Below are 19,057 nucleotides of genomic sequence, written 5' to 3'. Positions count from 1 at the left end.
CCCGGTTCATTGGCAATCCGGTGCGCGCGGTTCGCGCATCGCTTTCGTTGATCACACCATGACACCGAATCAACCGTTTCTCGCGTCCCAGCGCGATGTGCTGCTGCTGCTGTCCCGAATCCTGCTCGTGATCCTGTTCGTGATGTTCGGCTGGAAGAAGGTCGTCGACTTCCACGGGACCATCGCGTTCATGGGTTCGGAGGGCGCGCCTGCGCCGATCATCTCCGCCGCGATCTCCGTTGTGATGGAGCTGTTCGTCGGCATCGCAATCCTGGTCGGCTTCCAGACGCGGCCGCTCGCACTGCTGCTTGCGCTGTATACGATCGGCACCGGCATCATCGGCCACCACTACTGGACGATGACGGGCGGCGAGCAGATCGACAACATGATTCATTTCTACAAGAACATCGCGATCTCGGGTGGCTTGCTCGCGCTTTGCGCGGCCGGCCCCGGGCGTTTTTCGATCGATCGCGGGTGAACGGACCGCCGACGCGCGCATCGGGCGCGTGTCGGATGGTCGAGACTCCGAGGGGGCAACATTTTGCGACTCAAACACTTCGCATGGCTGATCGCGGCTGCCGCACCGGCGGGCGCGTTCGCACAGACCAGCGTGACGCTGTACGGCCGTATCGACGGCGGCGTCGAATATCTGAACCACATCGCGACGCCCAACGGCAGTTCGACGCGCTGGAGCGCGGAAGGCGGCGACTGGGGCACCAGCATGTTCGGCCTGAAGGGCGTCGAGGATCTCGGCGGCGGGATGTCGACGGTCTTCAACCTGGAAACCGCGTTCCAGGTGATGAACGGCACCACGGGCGGCGGACGCATGTGGTCGCGCCGCGCGTATGTCGGGCTGAAGAGCGACACGTGGGGCCAGCTGCAGGCCGGCCGAAACCTGTTCATCGACAGCGACGGCGTGTGGGAATTCGATCCGTTCGTCCAGCAGGCGTTTTCGTCGGCATCACTCGTGCGCGGCCGCAACTGGCAGCAGAGCAGCAACAATATCGAATATCACAGCCCGGTGATCGGCGGCTTCGACGTGCAGGCGCAATACGCGTTCGGCAACCAGTCGCGCGGCTTCAATTACGGCGCGGCCGACGATTTCGGCCGCTCGGACGGGATCATGATCTCGTATCACTCGCCGGTGCTCGACGTGCGGGGCATCTACGACGAACTGCGCGACAACAACGGCAAGTTCAGCAACATCTTCACCGCGTCGCGCGAGTATTTCGTCGGCGCGAACGTGAAGGTGTCGAAGTTCAAGATCCAGGGCGCGTATACGCACTACCAGGCGCCGGATAGCCTGGCCGGTGTCGCCGATCGCGCCGATCACTACTGGCTCGGCGCGACCTATACGGCCACGCCGCAGTGGGCCGTGACGGGCGGCGGGTACTACGTGAAGGTCGGCGACGGCGGTGGCGATGCGTCGCACGATCCGTCGGGGCACGCGATCATGTATGTGCTCGGGACTACGTACAACCTGTCGAAGCGTACGTTCCTGTACGGCACGGTTGCGTACGTGCGGAATGGCGGCAACTCGAACTTCTCGCTGCTCGCGTCGCCGCGCGACGCGACTTCAGGGACGAGCCCGATGACGGGCGAGTCGCAGACGGGTGCGTATGTGGGGATGATGCATACGTTCTGAGCGGGGCGTGGCGCACGCAAGGCACGGGTGAGGGCGGCACGTGCCTTGTTGCGTTTACGGGCGGCAGGCATGCGGCGCGCCGTAGGCGTTGCCGGTCAGAACACACAGGCCTCGGTCGTCGTCAGCGTCGCGAACGGCCCGCCAAGCGTCGCATTGTGATGTGCGACGATCCGCTCGGCCGACAGTTCAGGCGTATCCATGCAGGTATGCGCATCCGTCACGAGCACCGCGCGAAAGCCGAGATCGGGCGCCGCGCGGCACGCCGTGTCGATGCAGTACTGCGTCTTCATTCCGGCAATCACGATCTCGCCGATACCGGCCGCGTGCAGCCATTCGGCGAGCCGGGTGCCTGCGAAGCAGCTCGGCCGGGTCTTGTCGAACACGATGTCGCGTGCCGTATCGATCGCGAGCTCCGGCAGCAATGCGGCCAGCGGCGCATCGGGCGCGATCGGCGAGCCGGCCGGGCCGGTGTGACGCACGGCGAACACCGGCGCACCGGCTTCATGTGCGTGGCGAATCAACCGGTTGATGTTGCCCAGCACGCGCTCGCCGTCATGCGGACGATCGGGGCCATGGAACAGCCCGACCTGCATGTCGATGACGAGCAGCGCGCGTTTCGGGGAAGGGGCTTCGGACATCGCGTTTCTCCTGAGTGGCCGATGCGGACGGAGAAACGACAAGACCCCGTCCGGAACCGGCGGGGCCTGTGAGGAATGGCGCTACGACCTTGCGTGCACTCGCCGCACGGGCCCGCCGAAGGCGGTCGTGCGCGTCGTGGTCGAAGAGGTGGTCGTGATGTGGCGCATGGATCGATCATGCACGATGCGCGCGCACCACGTCAATCACGCATCGTGCATCGGCCATCGGTCAGTCGAGCGCCTTCCCGGCCTTCTCGTCCATGCACCGTATGGCGAGCAGCGTCAGCACACCGCAACCGATCGCATACCACGCGGGCGCATTCGGATTGCCGGTCGCCGCGATCAACCATGTCACGAAGAACTGCGCGAAGCCGCCGAAGATCGCAACCCCGACGCTGTACACGAGTGCGCCGCCGGTCGCCCGCACCGCGCGCGGGAACAGCTCGCCGAGCATCGCGCCGGTCGCGCCGATGTTGATCGCATGCACGATCGACAGCGCGGCGATGATCGACAGCAGCGACGCGGCGCCCGGCCAGCGGTTCAGCGCGATGAACGCGGGATAGATCGCGGTCATCAGCACGATGCGCGTCCACCAGACGATCCGGTTGCGTCCGTAGACGTCCGACAGATGGCCGCCGATCGGCGTCACGAGCATCAGGATCGCGCCGGCGACGCAGCCGGCCGTCATCGACAGCCAGGTCGGTAGGTGCAGCACCTGCACGCCGTAGATTGCCATGTAGAACACGATGATGTAGTGGATCGACGTGCCGCCGATCGTCACGCCCAGGCCCGCGAACACGGCCTTGCCGTGATGGCGCAGCACGTCGGCGAGCGGCAGCGACGCGACCGGCTCGTCGTGCGTGGCAGCGGCAGCAGGCGCGGCAGCCGGCACTTCCTCGACGGTGCGGCGCAGCCAGTAGCCGATCGGTACGAACAGCGTGCCGATGATGAACGGCACGCGCCAGCCCCAGCTTTCGAGCTGAGCGGCATTGAGCGTCGACGTCAGCGCGACGCCGGTGAGCGCCCCCGCGAGCGCGGCGAGCCCCTGGCTCGAGAACTGGAACGACGCATAGAAGCCGCGGCGGTGCTGCGGCGCCTGTTCGAGCAGCAGCGTGGTCGACGCGCCGACTTCGCCGCCCGATGCGAACCCCTGCAGCAGGCGCGCAAGCACGAGCAACAGCGGCGCGGCGATGCCGATCTGCGCGAAGGTGGGCGCGACCGCGATCGTCGCGGTGCCGAGCGCCATCAGCAGCAGCGTCAGGATCATCGCTTTCTTGCGGCCGGCGCGATCGGCGTACATGCCGATCACGAGCCCGCCGAGCGGACGCGTGACGAAGCCGACGCCGAAGCTCGCGACCGCGAGCATCAACTGCCCGAACGACGAGTGCACCGGAAAGAACAGCTTGCCGATCAGGATCGCGAAGAAGCTGTAGACCGTGAAGTCGTAGAACTCGAGCGCGTTGCCGACCGCGGCGGCCGCGATCAGGCGGCGTTTCTTCGCGGCGGCGCGGGCATCGGCCGGCGAGCCGGCGTACGAAAGGGCGGACGTTTCCATGGGGTTCCCCTGCTAAGGCGCGGAACTGCGTGATGAAGGGCCGTCAGGCCGCGAGCCAGGCTTCGGCGATGCGAACCCAGTAACTCGCGCCGATCGCGAGGATGTCGTCGTTGAAGTCGTAGCCGGGGTTGTGCACCATGCAGCCGCCCTTGCTGCCGATCCCGTTGCCGATGAACGCATAGCAGCCGGGGCGTGCCTCGAGCATGAACGCGAAATCCTCGCTGCCCATCAGCGGCGCGGCCTCGGTTTCGACACGCTCGGCGCCGAGCATCTGGCGTGCGATGTCCGCCGCGAACGCGGTCGGTTCGGGATGGTTGACGAGCACCGGATAACCGTAGTCGTAATCCACTTCCGCGGTGACGCCGAAGCTTTCCGCCTGGCCTTTCGCGAGCGCTTCGATGCGGCGCGCGAGCAGCGCGCGCACGTCGGCGTTCAGCGCGCGCACCGACAGCTTCATCGTGACGGTTTCGGGAATGATGTTGAAGGTCTCGCCGGCCTGCACGCTGCCGACCGTGATCACGGCCGCATGCTGCGCATCGACCTCGCGCGCGACGATCGTCTGCAGCGCGACCATGATGCTGCCCGCGGCCGACATCGGGTCGCGCGCGAAATGCGGCATCGCGCCGTGGCCGCCGACGCCGCGCAACGTGATCGTCACGCGATCGGCCGACGCCATCGCGGCGCCGGTGCGGAACGCCATGTCGCCGGCGGCGCGGCCCGGCATGTTGTGGATCGCGAAGATCGCGTCGCACGGGAAGCGGTCGAACAGGCCGTCGTCCATCATCGATTTCGCGCCGCCGAAATTTTCCTCGGCCGGCTGGAAGATCAGGTTCAGCGTGCCGGAGAACTGGCGCGTGGCGGCCAGGTGACGCGCCGCGCACAGCAGCATCGCGGTGTGGCCGTCGTGGCCGCACGCATGCATCTTGTTCGCATGGCGGCTCGCATAAGGCAGGCCGGTGGTTTCGGCGAGCGGCAGCGCGTCCATGTCGGCGCGCAGGCCGACGGTGCGCGTGCCTTGCCCTTCGCGCAGCACGCCGACGACGCCCGTCTTGCCGATGCCGCGATGCACTTCGTAGCCCCAGCCGGTGAGCAGCTCGGCGACGAGATCGCTGGTCAGCGTTTCCTCGAACGCGAGCTCCGGGTGCGCGTGGATGCGGCGGCGCACTTCGATCAGGTCGGGGGCGATCGCGGCGATGCCGGGGATGACGGGGTTCACGGCTTGCAGCATGGTGTCTCCTGTGGGGCCGGTGGGGCGTTTGACGCGCATATGACGTGACAGCATATAAATTTCTTTTGTGCACCAGAAGCTGCTAAATTGCTTCGGTGCACACCATCGGTTGCCGCTCGGGAATACCCTGAGCCGGCATGCGCCGCGCCGCACAGGGTTTCCACGAATCACGCATGCCGCCATGAAATACCATCAGCTGAAAGCGTTCGTCACCGTCGCGGACGAAGGGAGCATCCGCGCGGCCGCGCGGCGCCTGAACGTGTCGCCGGCGGCGCTGACGAAGGCGGTCAAGGAGCTGGAGATCGCGCTCGGCGTGTCGCTCGTCGTGCGCACCGCGCGCGGCGTGCAGCTCACCGCGTTCGGCCAGCAGCTGCAGGTGCGCGCGCGGCTGATCGTCGCCGAGATGCAGCGGGCGCGCGACGATATCGAGCAGGCGCAGGGCGCGATGACGGGCTCGGTCGCGGCGGCGATCACGCCGGCCGCGGCGGTGACGATCCTGCCCGACGCGTTTCGCGCGTTCCGGCGGCGCTTTCCGGTCGCGCGCGTCAATCTGATCGAAGGGTTTCCGGGCGTCGCGCTGCCGCGGCTGCACGACGGCTCGCTCGATTTCGCGGTGGCCGTCGTCGTGCCCGAATTGCTCGCGGCCGAGTTCGATCACGCGGAACTCTATGCGAGCCGATCGCTGATCGTCGCGCGCAAGGGGCATCCGCTCGCGTCGGCCACGTCGCTCGCCGATCTCGTCGAGGCCGACTGGCTGATGAATCCGTCGCCCGAAAGCTCGACCCAGGTGCTGTTCAACTCGTTCGTCGCTTATGGGCTGCCGGTGCCGCAGCGGGTCGTCGAATGCCCGAGCTTCGGGCTCGCGCACAGCCTGATGACGGGCTGCGACCTGATCGCGTCGATGCCCGAACAGTTGCTGCAGGGCGAGTGGGCGCGTGACCAACTCGCGGTGCTGCCGATCCGTGAGCGGCTGCCGGGCGTGTCCGTGCAGGTCGTCACGCGCCGCGACAGCCCGCTCACGCCGGCCGCGGCGATGCTGCTTGACTGCCTGCGCGATTCCGCGCGACGCAAGGGGCTCGGATGAGGCAGTGAATCCGGGTCGTGCAATGCATCAGGTAGTGATCCTGACTATCCGTTGCATATCCTCGGCGAGCCTCACTCGCGGCACGTCCGCCGCGAGCCGGTATCATAGCGGCCGGCCTGCCGCTCCGGCCGGCTTCCGACAACACGCCATCCGGCACCCAGCAATCAGAGGCATCACATGACCAGTGCAACCCAATTCGACAACGTATCGGTCGTCAAGCGCGCGAACGTCTATTTCGACGGCAAGTGCGTGTCGCATACCGTGCTCTTCCCGGACGGCACACGCAAGACGCTCGGCGTGATCCTGCCGTGCGCGCTTAACTTCGGCACGGACGCGCCCGAATTGATGGAAGTGCAGGCCGGCAAGTGCCGCGTGAAGCTCGATGGCAGCAGCGAATGGCAAACCTACGGCGCCGGCGAATCGTTCTCGGTGCCGGGCAAGAGCCGCTTCGACATCGAAGTGCTCGAGACGCTCGACTACGTCTGCAGCTACCTGTAGGCGCGCAAGCACCGGCCGCGGCATGTGCGCGCGGCCGGTGCGACCAAACAAAAAGCCCCGCCGAAGCGGGGCTTGTCGCATGTGGACGGCGCAAGGCCGTCCGGCGCGGCGCTTACAGGCAGGCGTTGATGTCGCCCGCGGCAGCGGCGTCGCCGCGCACGGCGACCCACGTCTTCGCGCCCGGCTTCGACGCCGGACGAACCATCGCGGCCGCGCCGTTCGGCGGCTGCTGGCCCGGTGCGTAGACATCGGTCGCGAGGCCGTTGGCCAGCACGTTCTGCGAAATCACCTGTTGTTGCGACTTGTCGGCCCAGGTCTTGGCGATGCACGCCGAGACGTCCTGCGTGGACTTCTGGCTTTGTCCCACATTCTGCATGGCAGGATCGGCGGCATGAGCAGAAACTGCCACGGTCAATGCGATGAGCGGTAAGTATTTCACGTTCACGTTTTATCTCCCTCGAGTCGTGATTGATTGGGTGGGATGCGCAGCAGGACTGCGTAACAGTGAGATTGCATCGGACAAATGCGGTTCCGGCGATTCCGAAACAAGTTGTTAACGCGCTTGCCAAACGACAACCGGATGCTGTGAGTGCTGCGGCGCAGAGGCATGTGTCGCTTGCGGCCCGCATGGAGAACGGGGGACGCGGCAACGACGTCATGCGTCGTGAGGCCGGCTCGCTGCCCTGTGGTGTGGCGGATTGACGGCCGCGGCGTGCTGCATGTGTCTGCATGTCGCGCCGCGACGTTTCTTTATTGGATGACGAAGTGGAACGGCTGAATGGTGGCCCCGTCGCATGAGCACCATGATGACAAATTTTCGTCCGACGAATTGTCAACGAAGTTTAAACGCCGGACGCGGCGAAATGCGAAAACGGCGCGCAGGGTGCGCGCCGTTTCGGAAGGCGGAAGACGACGATGAATGCGGTGCACGTCCGGCGCGCCGCGCACGCGGCAAAGGTCAGCCGGCCTTGCGGGCACCGGCTTCGCGCAGGTTGACGGGTACGACCGGACGGAAGCGTTCGCGCTTATGTTCGTCGTCGAAGTGCTGGAGCGCGGGCTTGATGAGGTCGCTACGCGACACGATGCCGATGATGCGCAGCGATTGCGGATCGTCGACGACCGGCAGGCGTTCGTGGCCGAGCATCGCGAGCCGCGACGCGACCACGCGGCACGTTTCGTGTGCCTGCGCGACGGCCGGTGAGCGATCGACGAACGCGCTCGCGAGCGCCGCGCCGGGGCCGGCTTGCGCGCGCTGCGCGTCGAGCGTCGCGCGATCGACGAGGCCGAGCAGGCGGCCGTTCTGCACGACGGGGTACGCACGGTGCGTCTGCTTCGCGCCGAAGTACTGCGACTCGACGGCGTCGAGCGTCGTGGCGCCGTCGATCGCGACGAGCGCGTCGGCCGGCGTCATCACCTCGGCCACGTCATGGCGTTCGAGCGGGTCGACACCGTATTCGCGATAGATGTGATAACCGCGGCGCGCGATCTTCTCCGTCATGATCGAGCGCTTCATCACGACGGTCGCGAAGCCGTGCGCGACGAGCGTCGCCGCGAGCAGCGGCAGCAGCGCGTTCGCGTCGTGCGTGAGGCCGAATGCAAACACGATCGCGGTCAGCGGCGCGCCGAGCGTGGCGCCGAGCGTCGCGGCCATGCAGACGAGCGGCCACAGCGCCGGATCGCCGCCGGGCAGCACCGGAGACAGCACGGTGCCGAGGCCCGCGCCGAGCATCAAGAGCGGCGCGAGCACACCGCCGGACGTGCCGGAGCCGAGCGCGATCACCCACATCACGGCCTTCACGATCAGCAGCGCGAGCGCGATCTTCAGCGCGATGTGCTGATGCAGCAGGTCGCCGATCACGTCGTAGCCGACGCCGAGCGCGCGCGGCTCGAGCCAGCCGCCAATGCCGATCGCGATCGCGCCGAGCGCCGGCCACCACATCCAGTGCACGGGCAGCTTCGCGAAGGTGTCCTCGACGCGGTACAGCGCGGCCGACAGGCCGCACGCGAGCATGCCCGACAGCAGGCCCGCGACGATGCACGACAGCAGCGCGACGGGCGTCGGCGAAGCCGTGGTCAGCGGAAACAGCGGGTCGACACCGAAGAACACGGCGCGGGCGAAACCGGCGACCGCGCAGGCGAGCGCGACCGGCAGGAAACTGCGCGGACGCCATTCGAACAGCAGCAGTTCGACCGCGAGCAGCACGGCGGCGACCGGCGTGCCGAACACGGCGGTCATGCCGGCGGCCGCGCCCGCGACGAGCAGCGTCTTGCGCTCGGCGGCGGTCACGTGCACGCATTGCGCGATCAGCGAGCCGAGCGCGCCGCCCGTCATGATGATCGGGCCTTCGGCACCGAACGGGCCGCCGCTGCCGATCACGACGCCGGACGACAGCGGCTTGAGGATCGCGACCTTCGGCGACATGCGGCTCTTGCCGAACAGGATCGCCTCGATCGCTTCGGGAATGCCATGGCCGCGGATCTTCTCCGAACCGAAGCGCGCCATCAGTCCGACGATCAGCCCGCCGATCACCGGCACGACGATCACCCATGCGCCGAGCGTGTTGTGGGCGGGCGAACGGTCGGCGAACGAAAACTGCTGGAAGAAGAACAGGTTCGTGAACAGGTGGATCAGGCTCAACAGCACGAACGCCGCCAGTGTGCTGAGCAAGCCGATCCCGGCAGCGAGCAACGCGATCCTGGGCAGGCGTTCGTTGGTCGAGAAATCGCGTTTGTGTGGTGCGTTCATCGGAGTGGGGAAAGGTCGGTAAAGCCTGGGTCAATAATCGATCTGCGGGACCTGGAACGCGTCCTTCAGCGATTTCAGCTCGGCGCGGTGCATGGCCGCGAGGCGCGCGAGCAGCGTTTCGCCGGCGTCTTCGAGGTGGACCTCGACCTGCCGGCGGTCCGCTTCGCTCGTCTTGCGCTTCACGAGCCCGAGCGCCTCGCAGCGCGTCACCAGCGCGACGACGCCGTGATGCTGCGCCTGCAGGCGTTCCGCGAGTTCGCCGATGGTGGCCCATTCGCGATGCGGGTAGCCCTTGATGTGCAGCAGCAGCAGGTATTGCAGCGGCGTCACGCCTTCGCTTTGCGCGGCGCGTTCGGAGAAGCGCTCGAAGCAGCGCATCTGGTAGCGGAACTCGGACAGTTGCTGAAAATCGCTCTTGGTCAGCGCGCGTCGGGTATCGTTCATTACGGTCGGTCGGGCAGCAGTTTCGGTAGCGTGAAATATATCACAACATGATATAAATGGCCGATTTTCAGCGGAATTTCTGCATTCCGCTGTTCGTCAGCGTTACGCGGCCTCGAGCATCCGCGTCTGCTGGTACAGGCCCGTGACGAGATCCGTCTGCGTGATGATGCCGACGAGCCGGCGCGATGCGTCGACGACCGGAATATGGTGGTGGCCCGAATGCGTAAACAGCGGCACCAGCGCGGTGATCGGCATGGTCTGCGGCACGGAGGCGACGTCGCGGGTCATCACGGTGGCGACGCTGGGCGGCAGGCCGCGGAACGACTCCGGCAGCCGCGCGGCCAGCCGCTGCCACAGCGGGGCCGGGCGGCGCAACTGGCGCGTGAGGTCGGCGCGCGTGACGATGCCGACCAGGCGATCGTCGCCGTCCACGACGGGCAGCGCCTTCACGCGATGGCGGTCGAGCAGGGTCAGCGCGGCCGTGACCGACGTCGACGGTGTGACTTCGATCGCGTTCTTCGTCATCAGGTCGGTACACGTGAGCTGGCCGAACGTGCGCGCATAGGCTTGCATCTCGGTTTCGCGCAGCAGCATCTCGAGGTCGTCCGGATCGACGTCGAGCCATTCGCCGCGGCGCTTCAGCACGGCGTCGAGATCGGCGCGCGTGAAGCCGCCGCGTGCCGGCGCGGCGCTGCCGCCTTGCGGCTTCGCGTCGGGACGCACGCCGCCGTGCGGATAGCGGTGGCCCGTCAGCGCGTGGTACACGAGCGCGGCCGACAGCAGGATCGCCGATTGCAGTGCGATCGGCTCGACCACGAAGCCGAAGCCGAGCGCGTGGATCGCCGGGCCGCCGAGCACGGCCGTCAGCGCGACCGCGCCCGACGGCGGGTGCACGCAGCGCAGTACGAACATGCCGCCGATCGCGAGGGCGACCGCAACCGCGGCGGCCGTGATCGGATCGGCGATCCACTGCGCGCAGGCGACGCCGACGGTTGCCGCCACCAGATTGCCGCCGATGATCGACCACGGCTGCGCGAGCGGACTCGCGGGCACCGCGAACAGCAGCACGGCCGACGCCCCCATCGGCGCGACCAGCAGCGGGACGAGGCCCGGCACGCCGGGCAGCAGCCGCATCGTCACGCCGACCGTCGCAATGCCGACGAGCGCGCCCGCGCACGAGCGCATGCGCTCGCGCCAGCCGAGCGTCATCGGATGGGGAATGAAGCTGTGCAGCCATTGGCGGAACGTGCGGCGCGACGGGGAGGAGCCTGACGACATGGACGGTAAGCGGTAAAAATGACGGCGCGGATGACGCAGCGCAAGAGAAGTGGAATTATATCGTGTTGTGATACAAATTGTCGCGCCGCATCAACGCGTTGCATGTGCGCGACGCGTCCGTCTTGCAAAAATCTTTCATCGGATGAAAGCCTGGGGCCGTGCGATCGCGCAAATTTGTCTGCGGCGGCGTACAATTCGGGCCACCGAATTCCCCGATATGCCACAACCACGCACGCGATGCCCGCTCTCCCGCCCGTTCCCCGGCATGGTGATCGCTTGCGCGTGGTTCGCGCGCACGCCCCGATTCCCGTCTGACGCGAGCGCCGCCGACGTTTCCCCACCGACACTCCCCAAGCCAATTCAATGGACATGCTCGAAAACATGCGCCTGTTCGTGCGCGTTGTCGAAGCCGGCAGTTTCACCGCGGTCGCCAAAGAAATCGATGCGACCACCGCGCAGGTGTCGCGCGCGGTGTCGAATCTCGAAGCCCACGTGCAGACGCGCCTGCTGCATCGCACGACGCGCCATCTCGGCCTGACCGAAAGCGGCGAGCGCTACTTCGAGCGTGCGAAATCGATCCTGGCTGAATTCGACTACGCGAACGCCGAGGCGCGCAACGCGCTGCTGCGGCCGAGCGGCAAGATGCGCATCCATGCGATGACGGGGCTGGGGCAGAGCCATGTTGTGTTGTCGATCGTGCGCTACCAGGAAGACAACCCGGACGTATCGGTCGAGCTGACGCTCGCGCAGCGGATGCCGAACCTCGTCGAGGAAGGCTACGACGTGTCGATCGTGACCGCGTCGCAGCTGCCCGATTCCGGCTACGTCGCGCAGACCTGCGGCACGAGTTGCAGTGTGCTGGTCGCCTCACGCGAATACCTGGCGCGGCACGGCACGCCGAAGACGCCCGAAGACCTGCCGAACCATGTGTGCCTGCGCCTCGATACGCCCGCCTCGCCGGCCAGCGAGTGGCGGCTCGAGCGCGGCGACGACGAGGAAACGGTCTACGAACTGCAGCCGGCGCCGTTCCAGGTCAACGTGCCGGATGCGCTGTGCGTCGCGGTGCGGGCGGGGCGCGGCATCGCGTGCGTCGCGCTGTACACCGTGCTCGACGACATCCGCGAAGGTCGGCTGATCCGCGTGTTGCCCGAGTATCGGTTGCAGACGGTCAGCGTGTATGCCGTCTATGCGACGCGCCGCTATCTCGACGCGAAGATCCGCACCTTCCTCGACCATCTGCGCACGACGCTCACGCCCGCGCTGGAAAACGACCTGCGCGAACTCGACCGGCTCGCGGTCGAGCCGACGCCGGGCAGCCGCCAGCGCGCGTGACGCCGCCGCCGCCGGTTGCTTGCCCGGCGGTGCCGGGTGTCATGCGTCCGGCGTGACGCGAATCCGTTCGAAGCGGCCGGCGAGCCACGCGTAGGCGGCGATGCCGATCAGCCCGTGCGCGGCAACGAACCACAGTGCACCCGCGAACGAGCCCGTGTGCGCGACGAAGTAGCCGATCACGAGCGGCGTGACGATCCCCGCGATGTTGCCGAGGCCGTTGAACACGCCGCCGCTCAGGCCGACCATGCCTTCCGGCGCGGTATCGGCGAGCACGGCCCAGCCGACCGCCGCGAGCCCCTTGCCGAAGAACGCGATCGTCATCAGTGCGATCACGACTGCGTTCGACGACACACCGTTCGCGAGCACGAGCAGCGTCGCCATCGCCATTCCCACGACGAACGGCGTCTTGCGGGCGCGCGACGGATGCACGCCGCGCCGGATCAGCCAGTCCGACAGCACACCGCCGAGCACGCCGCCCGTGAAGCCGCAGAGCGCCGGCAGCGCGGCCACCCAGCCGGCTTCCATGATCGTCATCCCGCGTCCCTTGATCAGGTAGATCGGGAACCACGTGATGAAGAAGTAGGTGAGCGCCGTGATGCAGTACTGGCCGATATAGATCGCCCACAGGTTCCGGTGGCGGAACAGCTGCGATGCGTCGCGCCACGATACGCGCGAGCGCTGGCGGACGCGGTTCGCCTCGAGATCGACGAGTGCGCCGTGCGCGCGCAGGTAGTCGCGTTCGGTGTCGGTGACGCGCGGATGGCCGTGCGGCTCGCGATACCACGCGAACCAGAGCGCCGACAGCGCGACGCCGAGCAGCCCCATCCACAGGAACACGTGTTCCCAGCCGAGCGCGTGCGTGAGCCACGCCATCACGGGCGTGAACAGCACGACGGCCATGTACTGCGCGGAATTGAACAGCGCCGATGCGGTGCCGCGCTCCGCGGTGGGGAACCAGCAGGCGACGATCCGTGAATTGGCCGGGAACGCCGGCGATTCGACCAGGCCGAGCATGAAGCGCATCGCGAACAGCGCGAGTGTCGCGGCCGCCCCTTGCACGGCGAACCCGCCGACCGTGCCCTGCAACATCGTGAAGACCGACCACAGCAGCAGGCTCAGGCCGTACACGCGGCGCGCACCGAAGCGGTCGAGCAGCCAGCCGCCCGGAATCTGGCCGATCGCATAGGCCCACGCGAACGCGGAAAAGACGATGCCGAGCTGCACGGGCGTCAACTCGAGGTCGTGCGCGACGCCGGTGCCGGCGATCGACATCGTCGCGCGGTCCGCATAGTTGACGACGGTGACGGCGAAGATCAGCGCGAGGACCGTGTAACGGACGCGGCCGATCGTGCGCGACGCGGCGGATGAGGCGGGTGAGGCGACGACGGCAGCGCTGCCGCTGGATCGATTGGGCATGCGAGTCTCCTGGCCTCCGTCGTGCGGAGGCGTTTCGTTTGGTGTCTTGGTCGGGGATGGGCGTGAGGCGGTCAGCTGGTGACGCTGGTCGGCGGGCGCTGGCCAGCGAAGCACGCGGCGAGGTTGGCGAGCACGATCCGGCCCATTTGTTCGCGCGTCTCGTGCGTGGCGCTCGCACGGTGCGGCTGCACGACGACGCGCGCGAGTTCGAGCAGCGCGTCCGGCACGCGCGGTTCATCGGCGAACACGTCGAGGCCCGCGCCGGCGATCGTGCCGTCCGCCAGCGCGCGTATGAGCGCGGCTTCGTCGACGAGCTTGCCGCGCGCGACGTTGATCAGGAATCCTTTATTGCCGAGCGCGGCGAGGACGTCGCTGGTCACGAGCACGTTGCCGTGATCGGCCGACGCCGCGAGCACGAGCACGTCGCTGTCGCGTGCGAGCGCGACCAGGTCGGGCACGTAGCGGTGGCCGCTGTCGCGGTGTTCGCGCGGGCCGAAATAGCTGACCGGCATCCGGAACGCCTGCGCGCGCTGCGCGATCGCGCGGCCGACGCGGCCGAGGCCGACGATGCCGAGCCGCTTGCCCGTCACCTGCGTCGCGAGCGGCTGCGCAACCTTGCCCCAGCGGCCGGCGCGCACGATGCGCTCGCCGGCGCCGAGGTCGCGCAGCGTCATCAGGATCAGGCCCATCGCCATGTCGGCGACGTCGTCGGTCAGCACGTCGGGTGTCGTCGTCACGTGGATGCCGCGGGCGCGCGCGCGGTCGAGATCGACGGCGTCGGTGCCGATGCCGCTGATCGCGATGATTTCGAGCGCGTTCAGCCGGTCCATCAACGCGGCCGACAACCCGTTCGCGCCGCCCGTGACGACACCGCGGATACGCGATGCGACGCGATCGAGCAGCGCGTCGGGCTGCTCGGCCGCATACAGCCGATGCACCGCATAGCGGGCGGACAGTTCGGCGTCGATGGTGTCGGGGAGCGGCTGGGTGAGCAGGATGTCGATGGTCATGAAGGTCTCGGTCGTCGTGCGCGGCGCGGGCCGCGCATCAGGTGCAACCGAGTATAGAAATCGTATCGATATCGGTCTAACATCAAGAGGCTATCGATTGATTCAAGATTTGAATGATTGAACTGAACCAGCTTCGCTGCTTCGTCGCCGTCGCCGAGGAACTGCATTTCGGACGCGCGGCCAGGCGGCTCTTCATGACGCAGCCGCCGCTCAGCCGGCAGATCCAGTTGCTCGAACATGCGCTCGGCATCGCGCTGCTCGAACGCAGCAGCCGGCAGGTCAGGCTGACCGCGGCCGGCGAGCGCTTCCTGCGCGATGCGCGGCACATCCTCGAGTTTTCCGCGCGGGCCGAACAGGCCGCGCAGCGCGTCGCGCACGGCGGGGCCGGCCGCATCACGCTCGGCTTCACGGCCGTCAGCGCGTACCGGATGATTCCGGTGCTGCTCGCGCATGCGGCGCACGCGCTGCCGGACGTCGATGTCGAACTGCGTGAAATGGTGTCGACCGTGCAGATCGACGCGCTGGCGTCGCGCATGCTCGATGCGGGCTTCGTGCGCCAGCGCGCGGCGCGCCACCCGCTCGAATACCGGCTCGTGCAGCGCGAACCGATGCTCGTCGCGGTCGCGCAAGGCGCACCGCTGGCCGCGTACGAACGGATCGGCCCGGACGAGCTCGACCGGCAGCCGTTCATCGCGTATTCGCCGAACGAGGGCAAGTACTTCCACGACATGATCTCGGGGATGTTCGCCGGCGCCGGGCGCTTGCCGAACTACCTGCATTACGTCGGGCAGACGCATACGATCCTCGGCCTGGTGCGCGCCGGGCTGGGTGCCGCGCTGGTGCCGGCGTCGGCGCGGGAGCTGCATGTCGACGGCGTGGTGTTCCGGCCGCTCGCGGGCGTCGACGTGGCGGCCGAGCTGTATCTCGCGTGGCGCGCGGACAACGACAATCCGGCGCTGCCGGTGTTCAACGCGATGGTCGAGCAGTTTCTGACGGAAGGGGCGGCCGGCGGCGCCGTGTAGCCAAGGTCGGTTGTCTGACGATGCAGGCAACCGCGCCTGGCGCGCGCTGTGGGCCCGAAAGGCCGAAACAGGCCGCCACCGCAGGCCCTTCCGGCCCGAAATCGCCGTCCGGAATCCCCGCTTTTCATCCTGGTCACGGGAAAACCCTCATTTTTCTCTCGTCGGTCGTCGTATTACTGTATCGATACACTAAATCGATACAGCTGCGCCGGGAGGCGCACTTGCAAAGGAGACGGCCATGACTACCTTTACCCGGCGGCGCTTTCTGCAAACGGCGTCCGCCGCCACGCTCGCGGCCGCGGGCGGGCTGCCGCAGATCGGCCGCGCCGCGCAGACCGTGACGCTGCGCTGCTCGTCGTCGATGCCGGCCGACCAGAACGCCGCGCACTACGTATGGTACGAGCGCCTCGCGGCGAACCTGAAGGCGAGCGTTGGCGACGCGATCCGGGTCGACTACTTTCCAAACAGCCAGCTCGGCAAGGAGAGCGACGTCGCGCAGCAGGTGAAGATCGGCGCGATCGACATGATGATTGCCGGGTCGTCGATCTGGGCCACGGTCGCGCCGGAGCTCGGCATGCTCGATCTCGGCTACCTGTTCGACAGCTATGCGCACGTCGCGAAGGTGCTCGACGGCGAGGTCGGCACCAGCCTGAACGCGCTGCTGCAAAAGCGCGCGGGCTGCTCGGTGCTGACGTGGGGCTCGCACTTCGGCGGGCGCTGCGTGTTCACGAAGCAGCCGGTGACGGCGCTGCAGGGCGTGAAGGGCACGAAGCTGCGCGTGCTGCCGACACCGGCGTTCATGGACACCTTCAAGGTGATGGGCGCGGTGCCGACGCCGATTCCGTTCGGCGAGCTGTACATGGCCGTGCAGACGGGCGTCGTCGACGGGCTCGAGCACGATCCGGCCACCGTGCTCGCGAGCCGCTTCGACGAGATCGTCAAGTCATGCTGGCAATCGCACCACGTGTTCGCGGCGATGACCGTCGTGATGGGGCGGCGCGCGCTCGAGCGGATTCCGGCAAATCTGCGCCCGGCGTTCGACCGTGCGGTGGCCGATGCGACCGCGCAGCAGCGCGCGATCGCGACGCAGAAGGCCGCGCAGGCGGAGGCGGCGCTGAAGCAGCACGGGATGACGTTCCATCCGATGGCGGAGGCCGAGCGCACGGCGCTGCGGCAGACGATGCACGACCGCCTCTACGTCGCGTTCGCGAAGCAGTATCCGGCCACCGCGCCGCTGTTTCCGGCCATTGTCGCCGCGCGGGGTTGAGCGATGGATACCGGTTCCGTTTCGAGCGCCGTGCCGAGTGCCGGCACAGGCCGCCTCGTGCGCGTCGCCGCCCGCGCGCTGGAGGTGGCGATGCGCTGGATCGAATACGTGTCGGCCGCGGTGCTGGCCGTCGACGTGCTCGTCGTGTTCGTGTCGGTTGTCTTCCGCTATTTCCTGCACGACCCGGTCGACTGGGCGGAGGAGGTCGCGAGCGCGCTGATGATCGTGCTGGTGTTCTTCGGTGCGGCGACGGTGCTCGGGCGCAGCCAGCACGTCGGCATCGACCTGTTCCGCGGCTGGCTGCCGGCGCGCTGGCAAGGCGCGCTCGTGCAGATCGGGCACTGGATCGTCGCGGCGGTGTCGCTGAACCTGCTGGTGTCGTCGTGGCAACTGCTCGGCGATTCGTACGATCAGTTGACGACCGGCGGCCTGCCGGGCTGGATCAACGTGTATCCGATGATGTTCGGTGCGCTGTTCATGAGCGTGTTCGCGCTCGCGAACGCGCTGAACGCGCCGCGCCGCCGCGTGCTCGGTACGCTCGCGTGCTGCGCGGTGCTCGCGGGTGCCGTGTACGGCTGGAACGCGCTGTGGCCCGAACATGCGATCGCGCCGGGGGCGCTGCTGATCGCCGGCTTCGTCGGCGGGCTCCTGCTCGGCGTGCCGATCGGCTTCGTGCTCGCGTTCTCGGCGCTGCTGTACTTCCTAGCCGACCCGACGCTGCCGTTGCTCGTCTACTCGCAGCAGGTGATGGCAGGCGCGGATCACTTCGTGCTGCTGGCAGTACCGTTCTTCGTGCTGGCCGGCTTGCTGATGGAGTCGAACGGGATGTCCGCGCGGCTCGTCGAATTGCTGCTGCGGATCTTCGGGCGCGTGCGCGGCGGGCTCGGGCTGATCGTGATCTTCGCGACGGCGTGCTTTTCCGGCGTGTCGGGTTCCAAGCTGGCCGACATCGCTGCGGTGGGCGGCGTCGTGATGCCGGCCGTGCGCCGTGCGCGCCAGGACCCCGACGAAACCGCGGCGCTGCTCGCGTGCAGCGCGGTGATGGCCGAGACGATCCCGCCGTGCGTGAACATGATCATCATGGGTTTCGTCGCGAACATCTCGATCGCGGGGCTGTTCGTCGCGGGGATCGTGCCGGCGGCTGTGCTCGCCGTGTCGTTGGCGGTCGTGACCGTGATCTGCGGACGCCGGATCGACATCGATGCGGTGTTCGTCGAGCGCCGCGCGTGGCTGCCGCTCGCGGGCGGCGCGCTCGTCGCGTTGATCATGGTCGCGATGATCGGCAAGGGCGTGACGTCGGGCATCGCGACGTCGACGGAAGTGTCCGCGTTCGCGGTGGTCTATGCGCTCGGGGTCGGCTGGGCGGCGTTCCGCGAACTGACCTGGCGTTCGGTCGGCCGCGTGTTCGTGCGGGCGGCGTCGATGGCGAGCGGTATCCTGTTCATCGTCGCTGCGGCGTCGAGCGTGTCGTTCGCGCTGTCGATCGAGCAGATTCCGGCGCTCGTCTCGGGCACAATGACCGCGTTTGCCCATCACTATGGCGCCACGGCATTCCTGTTGCTGGCGGCGCTCTTGATGATCGTGTTCGGCGCCGTGCTCGAAGGTGCGCCCGCGCTGATCATCTTCGGGCCGCTGCTCGCGCCGATCGCGCTGCAGCTCGGCATCAACCCGCTGCATTTCGGCACGGTCGTGGTCGTGGCGATGGGGTTGGGGTTGTTCGCGCCGCCCGTCGGCCTCGGGCTGTTCACGACCTGCGCGATCACGGGGACCGAGGTCGCGCGCGTGACCCGGCCGATGCTGAAATACCTGCTGGTGCTGTTCGTCGCCCTCGTGGCGCTGATCTTCGCACCGGCGTTTTCGTTGTGGCTGCCGGCCCACTTCGGCCTGTAGCCCG

17 protein-coding genes are annotated in these 19,057 nt (G+C 67.7%); 8 read left to right on the top strand and 9 right to left on the bottom strand.

Going from position 1 to position 19,057, the window contains the following annotated elements; translation table 11 throughout:
• The first annotated feature begins 58 nt into the window (after positions 1 to 58).
• On the top strand, positions 59 to 478 hold the full coding sequence (locus DIE23_RS04435; RefSeq protein WP_124610986.1) for a DoxX family protein: 420 nt from the start codon (positions 59 to 61) through the stop codon (positions 476 to 478).
• Positions 479 to 541: 63 nt separating this feature from the next.
• Positions 542 to 1,645 (top strand): porin, encoded by a 1,104-nt coding sequence (locus DIE23_RS04430; protein WP_124610985.1) that lies wholly within the window; start codon positions 542 to 544, stop codon positions 1,643 to 1,645.
• 95 nt (positions 1,646 to 1,740) lie between these two features.
• Here DIE23_RS04430 and DIE23_RS04425 read toward each other — a convergent pair whose 3' ends face one another.
• The 3 genes from DIE23_RS04425 to DIE23_RS04415 form a co-directional block, all read right to left on the bottom strand.
• Complete coding sequence (locus DIE23_RS04425; protein ID WP_124610984.1) at positions 1,741 to 2,283, bottom strand: cysteine hydrolase family protein; 543 nt, start codon at positions 2,281 to 2,283, stop codon at positions 1,741 to 1,743.
• A gap of 229 nt (positions 2,284 to 2,512) precedes the next feature.
• Positions 2,513 to 3,838: an MFS transporter gene (locus DIE23_RS04420; protein ID WP_124610983.1), complete on the bottom strand. Its 1,326-nt coding sequence runs from the start codon at positions 3,836 to 3,838 to the stop codon at positions 2,513 to 2,515.
• A gap of 43 nt (positions 3,839 to 3,881) precedes the next feature.
• Positions 3,882 to 5,066: a M20 aminoacylase family protein gene (locus DIE23_RS04415; RefSeq protein ID WP_124610982.1), complete on the bottom strand. Its 1,185-nt coding sequence runs from the start codon at positions 5,064 to 5,066 to the stop codon at positions 3,882 to 3,884.
• A 181-nt stretch (positions 5,067 to 5,247) separates the two neighbouring features.
• Here DIE23_RS04415 and DIE23_RS04410 point away from each other — a divergent pair, with 181 nt between their 5' ends.
• Both DIE23_RS04410 and DIE23_RS04405 read left to right on the top strand, forming a co-directional pair.
• Positions 5,248 to 6,150, top strand: a complete 903-nt coding sequence (locus DIE23_RS04410; protein ID WP_124610981.1) for a LysR substrate-binding domain-containing protein — start codon at positions 5,248 to 5,250, stop codon at positions 6,148 to 6,150.
• Between the two features lie 177 nt (positions 6,151 to 6,327).
• Complete coding sequence (locus tag DIE23_RS04405) at positions 6,328 to 6,648, top strand: pyrimidine/purine nucleoside phosphorylase (protein ID WP_006478890.1); 321 nt, start codon at positions 6,328 to 6,330, stop codon at positions 6,646 to 6,648.
• A gap of 112 nt (positions 6,649 to 6,760) precedes the next feature.
• Here the strand turns inward: DIE23_RS04405 and DIE23_RS04400 are convergent, their stop codons facing one another.
• The 4 genes from DIE23_RS04400 to DIE23_RS04385 form a co-directional block, all read right to left on the bottom strand.
• Positions 6,761 to 7,093 carry a hypothetical protein gene (locus tag DIE23_RS04400; RefSeq protein WP_185646383.1) on the bottom strand — a complete coding sequence of 111 codons (333 nt, stop codon included), beginning with the start codon at positions 7,091 to 7,093 and terminating at the stop codon, positions 6,761 to 6,763.
• A 513-nt stretch (positions 7,094 to 7,606) separates the two neighbouring features.
• Positions 7,607 to 9,394: a chloride channel protein gene (locus DIE23_RS04395; RefSeq protein WP_124610980.1), complete on the bottom strand. Its 1,788-nt coding sequence runs from the start codon at positions 9,392 to 9,394 to the stop codon at positions 7,607 to 7,609.
• 30 nt (positions 9,395 to 9,424) lie between these two features.
• Positions 9,425 to 9,838 (bottom strand): MarR family winged helix-turn-helix transcriptional regulator, encoded by a 414-nt coding sequence (locus tag DIE23_RS04390; RefSeq protein ID WP_124610979.1) that lies wholly within the window; start codon positions 9,836 to 9,838, stop codon positions 9,425 to 9,427.
• Between the two features lie 102 nt (positions 9,839 to 9,940).
• A complete protein-coding gene (locus DIE23_RS04385; protein ID WP_124610978.1) occupies positions 9,941 to 11,116 on the bottom strand; it encodes an HPP family protein in 1,176 nt (391 codons plus the stop codon).
• Between the two features lie 363 nt (positions 11,117 to 11,479).
• Between DIE23_RS04385 and DIE23_RS04380 the strand changes: the two genes are divergently transcribed.
• A complete protein-coding gene (locus DIE23_RS04380) occupies positions 11,480 to 12,448 on the top strand; it encodes a LysR family transcriptional regulator (protein WP_124610977.1) in 969 nt (322 codons plus the stop codon).
• Positions 12,449 to 12,487: 39 nt separating this feature from the next.
• On the opposite strand, the gene DIE23_RS04375 is transcribed toward DIE23_RS04380, so the two are convergent.
• Positions 12,488 to 13,864: an MFS transporter gene (locus DIE23_RS04375; RefSeq protein ID WP_124610976.1), complete on the bottom strand. Its 1,377-nt coding sequence runs from the start codon at positions 13,862 to 13,864 to the stop codon at positions 12,488 to 12,490.
• A gap of 71 nt (positions 13,865 to 13,935) precedes the next feature.
• Complete coding sequence (locus tag DIE23_RS04370) at positions 13,936 to 14,874, bottom strand: 2-hydroxyacid dehydrogenase (protein WP_124610975.1); 939 nt, start codon at positions 14,872 to 14,874, stop codon at positions 13,936 to 13,938.
• 113 nt (positions 14,875 to 14,987) lie between these two features.
• Here DIE23_RS04370 and DIE23_RS04365 point away from each other — a divergent pair, with 113 nt between their 5' ends.
• From DIE23_RS04365 to DIE23_RS04355, 3 genes are all read left to right on the top strand, one after another.
• Positions 14,988 to 15,896, top strand: coding sequence for a LysR substrate-binding domain-containing protein (locus DIE23_RS04365; RefSeq protein WP_124610974.1), 909 nt, complete (start codon positions 14,988 to 14,990; stop codon positions 15,894 to 15,896).
• Between the two features lie 238 nt (positions 15,897 to 16,134).
• Complete coding sequence (locus tag DIE23_RS04360) at positions 16,135 to 17,163, top strand: TRAP transporter substrate-binding protein (RefSeq protein ID WP_124610973.1); 1,029 nt, start codon at positions 16,135 to 16,137, stop codon at positions 17,161 to 17,163.
• Between the two features lie 3 nt (positions 17,164 to 17,166).
• The gene (locus DIE23_RS04355) at positions 17,167 to 19,053 is read left to right on the top strand and encodes a TRAP transporter large permease subunit (protein WP_124610972.1); all 1,887 of its coding nucleotides are present in this window, start codon (positions 17,167 to 17,169) and stop codon (positions 19,051 to 19,053) included.
• Positions 19,054 to 19,057 lie beyond the last annotated feature (4 nt).

The sequence above is a fragment of the Burkholderia sp. Bp9143 genome (assembly GCF_003853645.1).
Lineage (GTDB): Bacteria > Pseudomonadota > Gammaproteobacteria > Burkholderiales > Burkholderiaceae > Burkholderia.
This window is presented reverse-complemented; position numbering and strand designations above follow the sequence as displayed.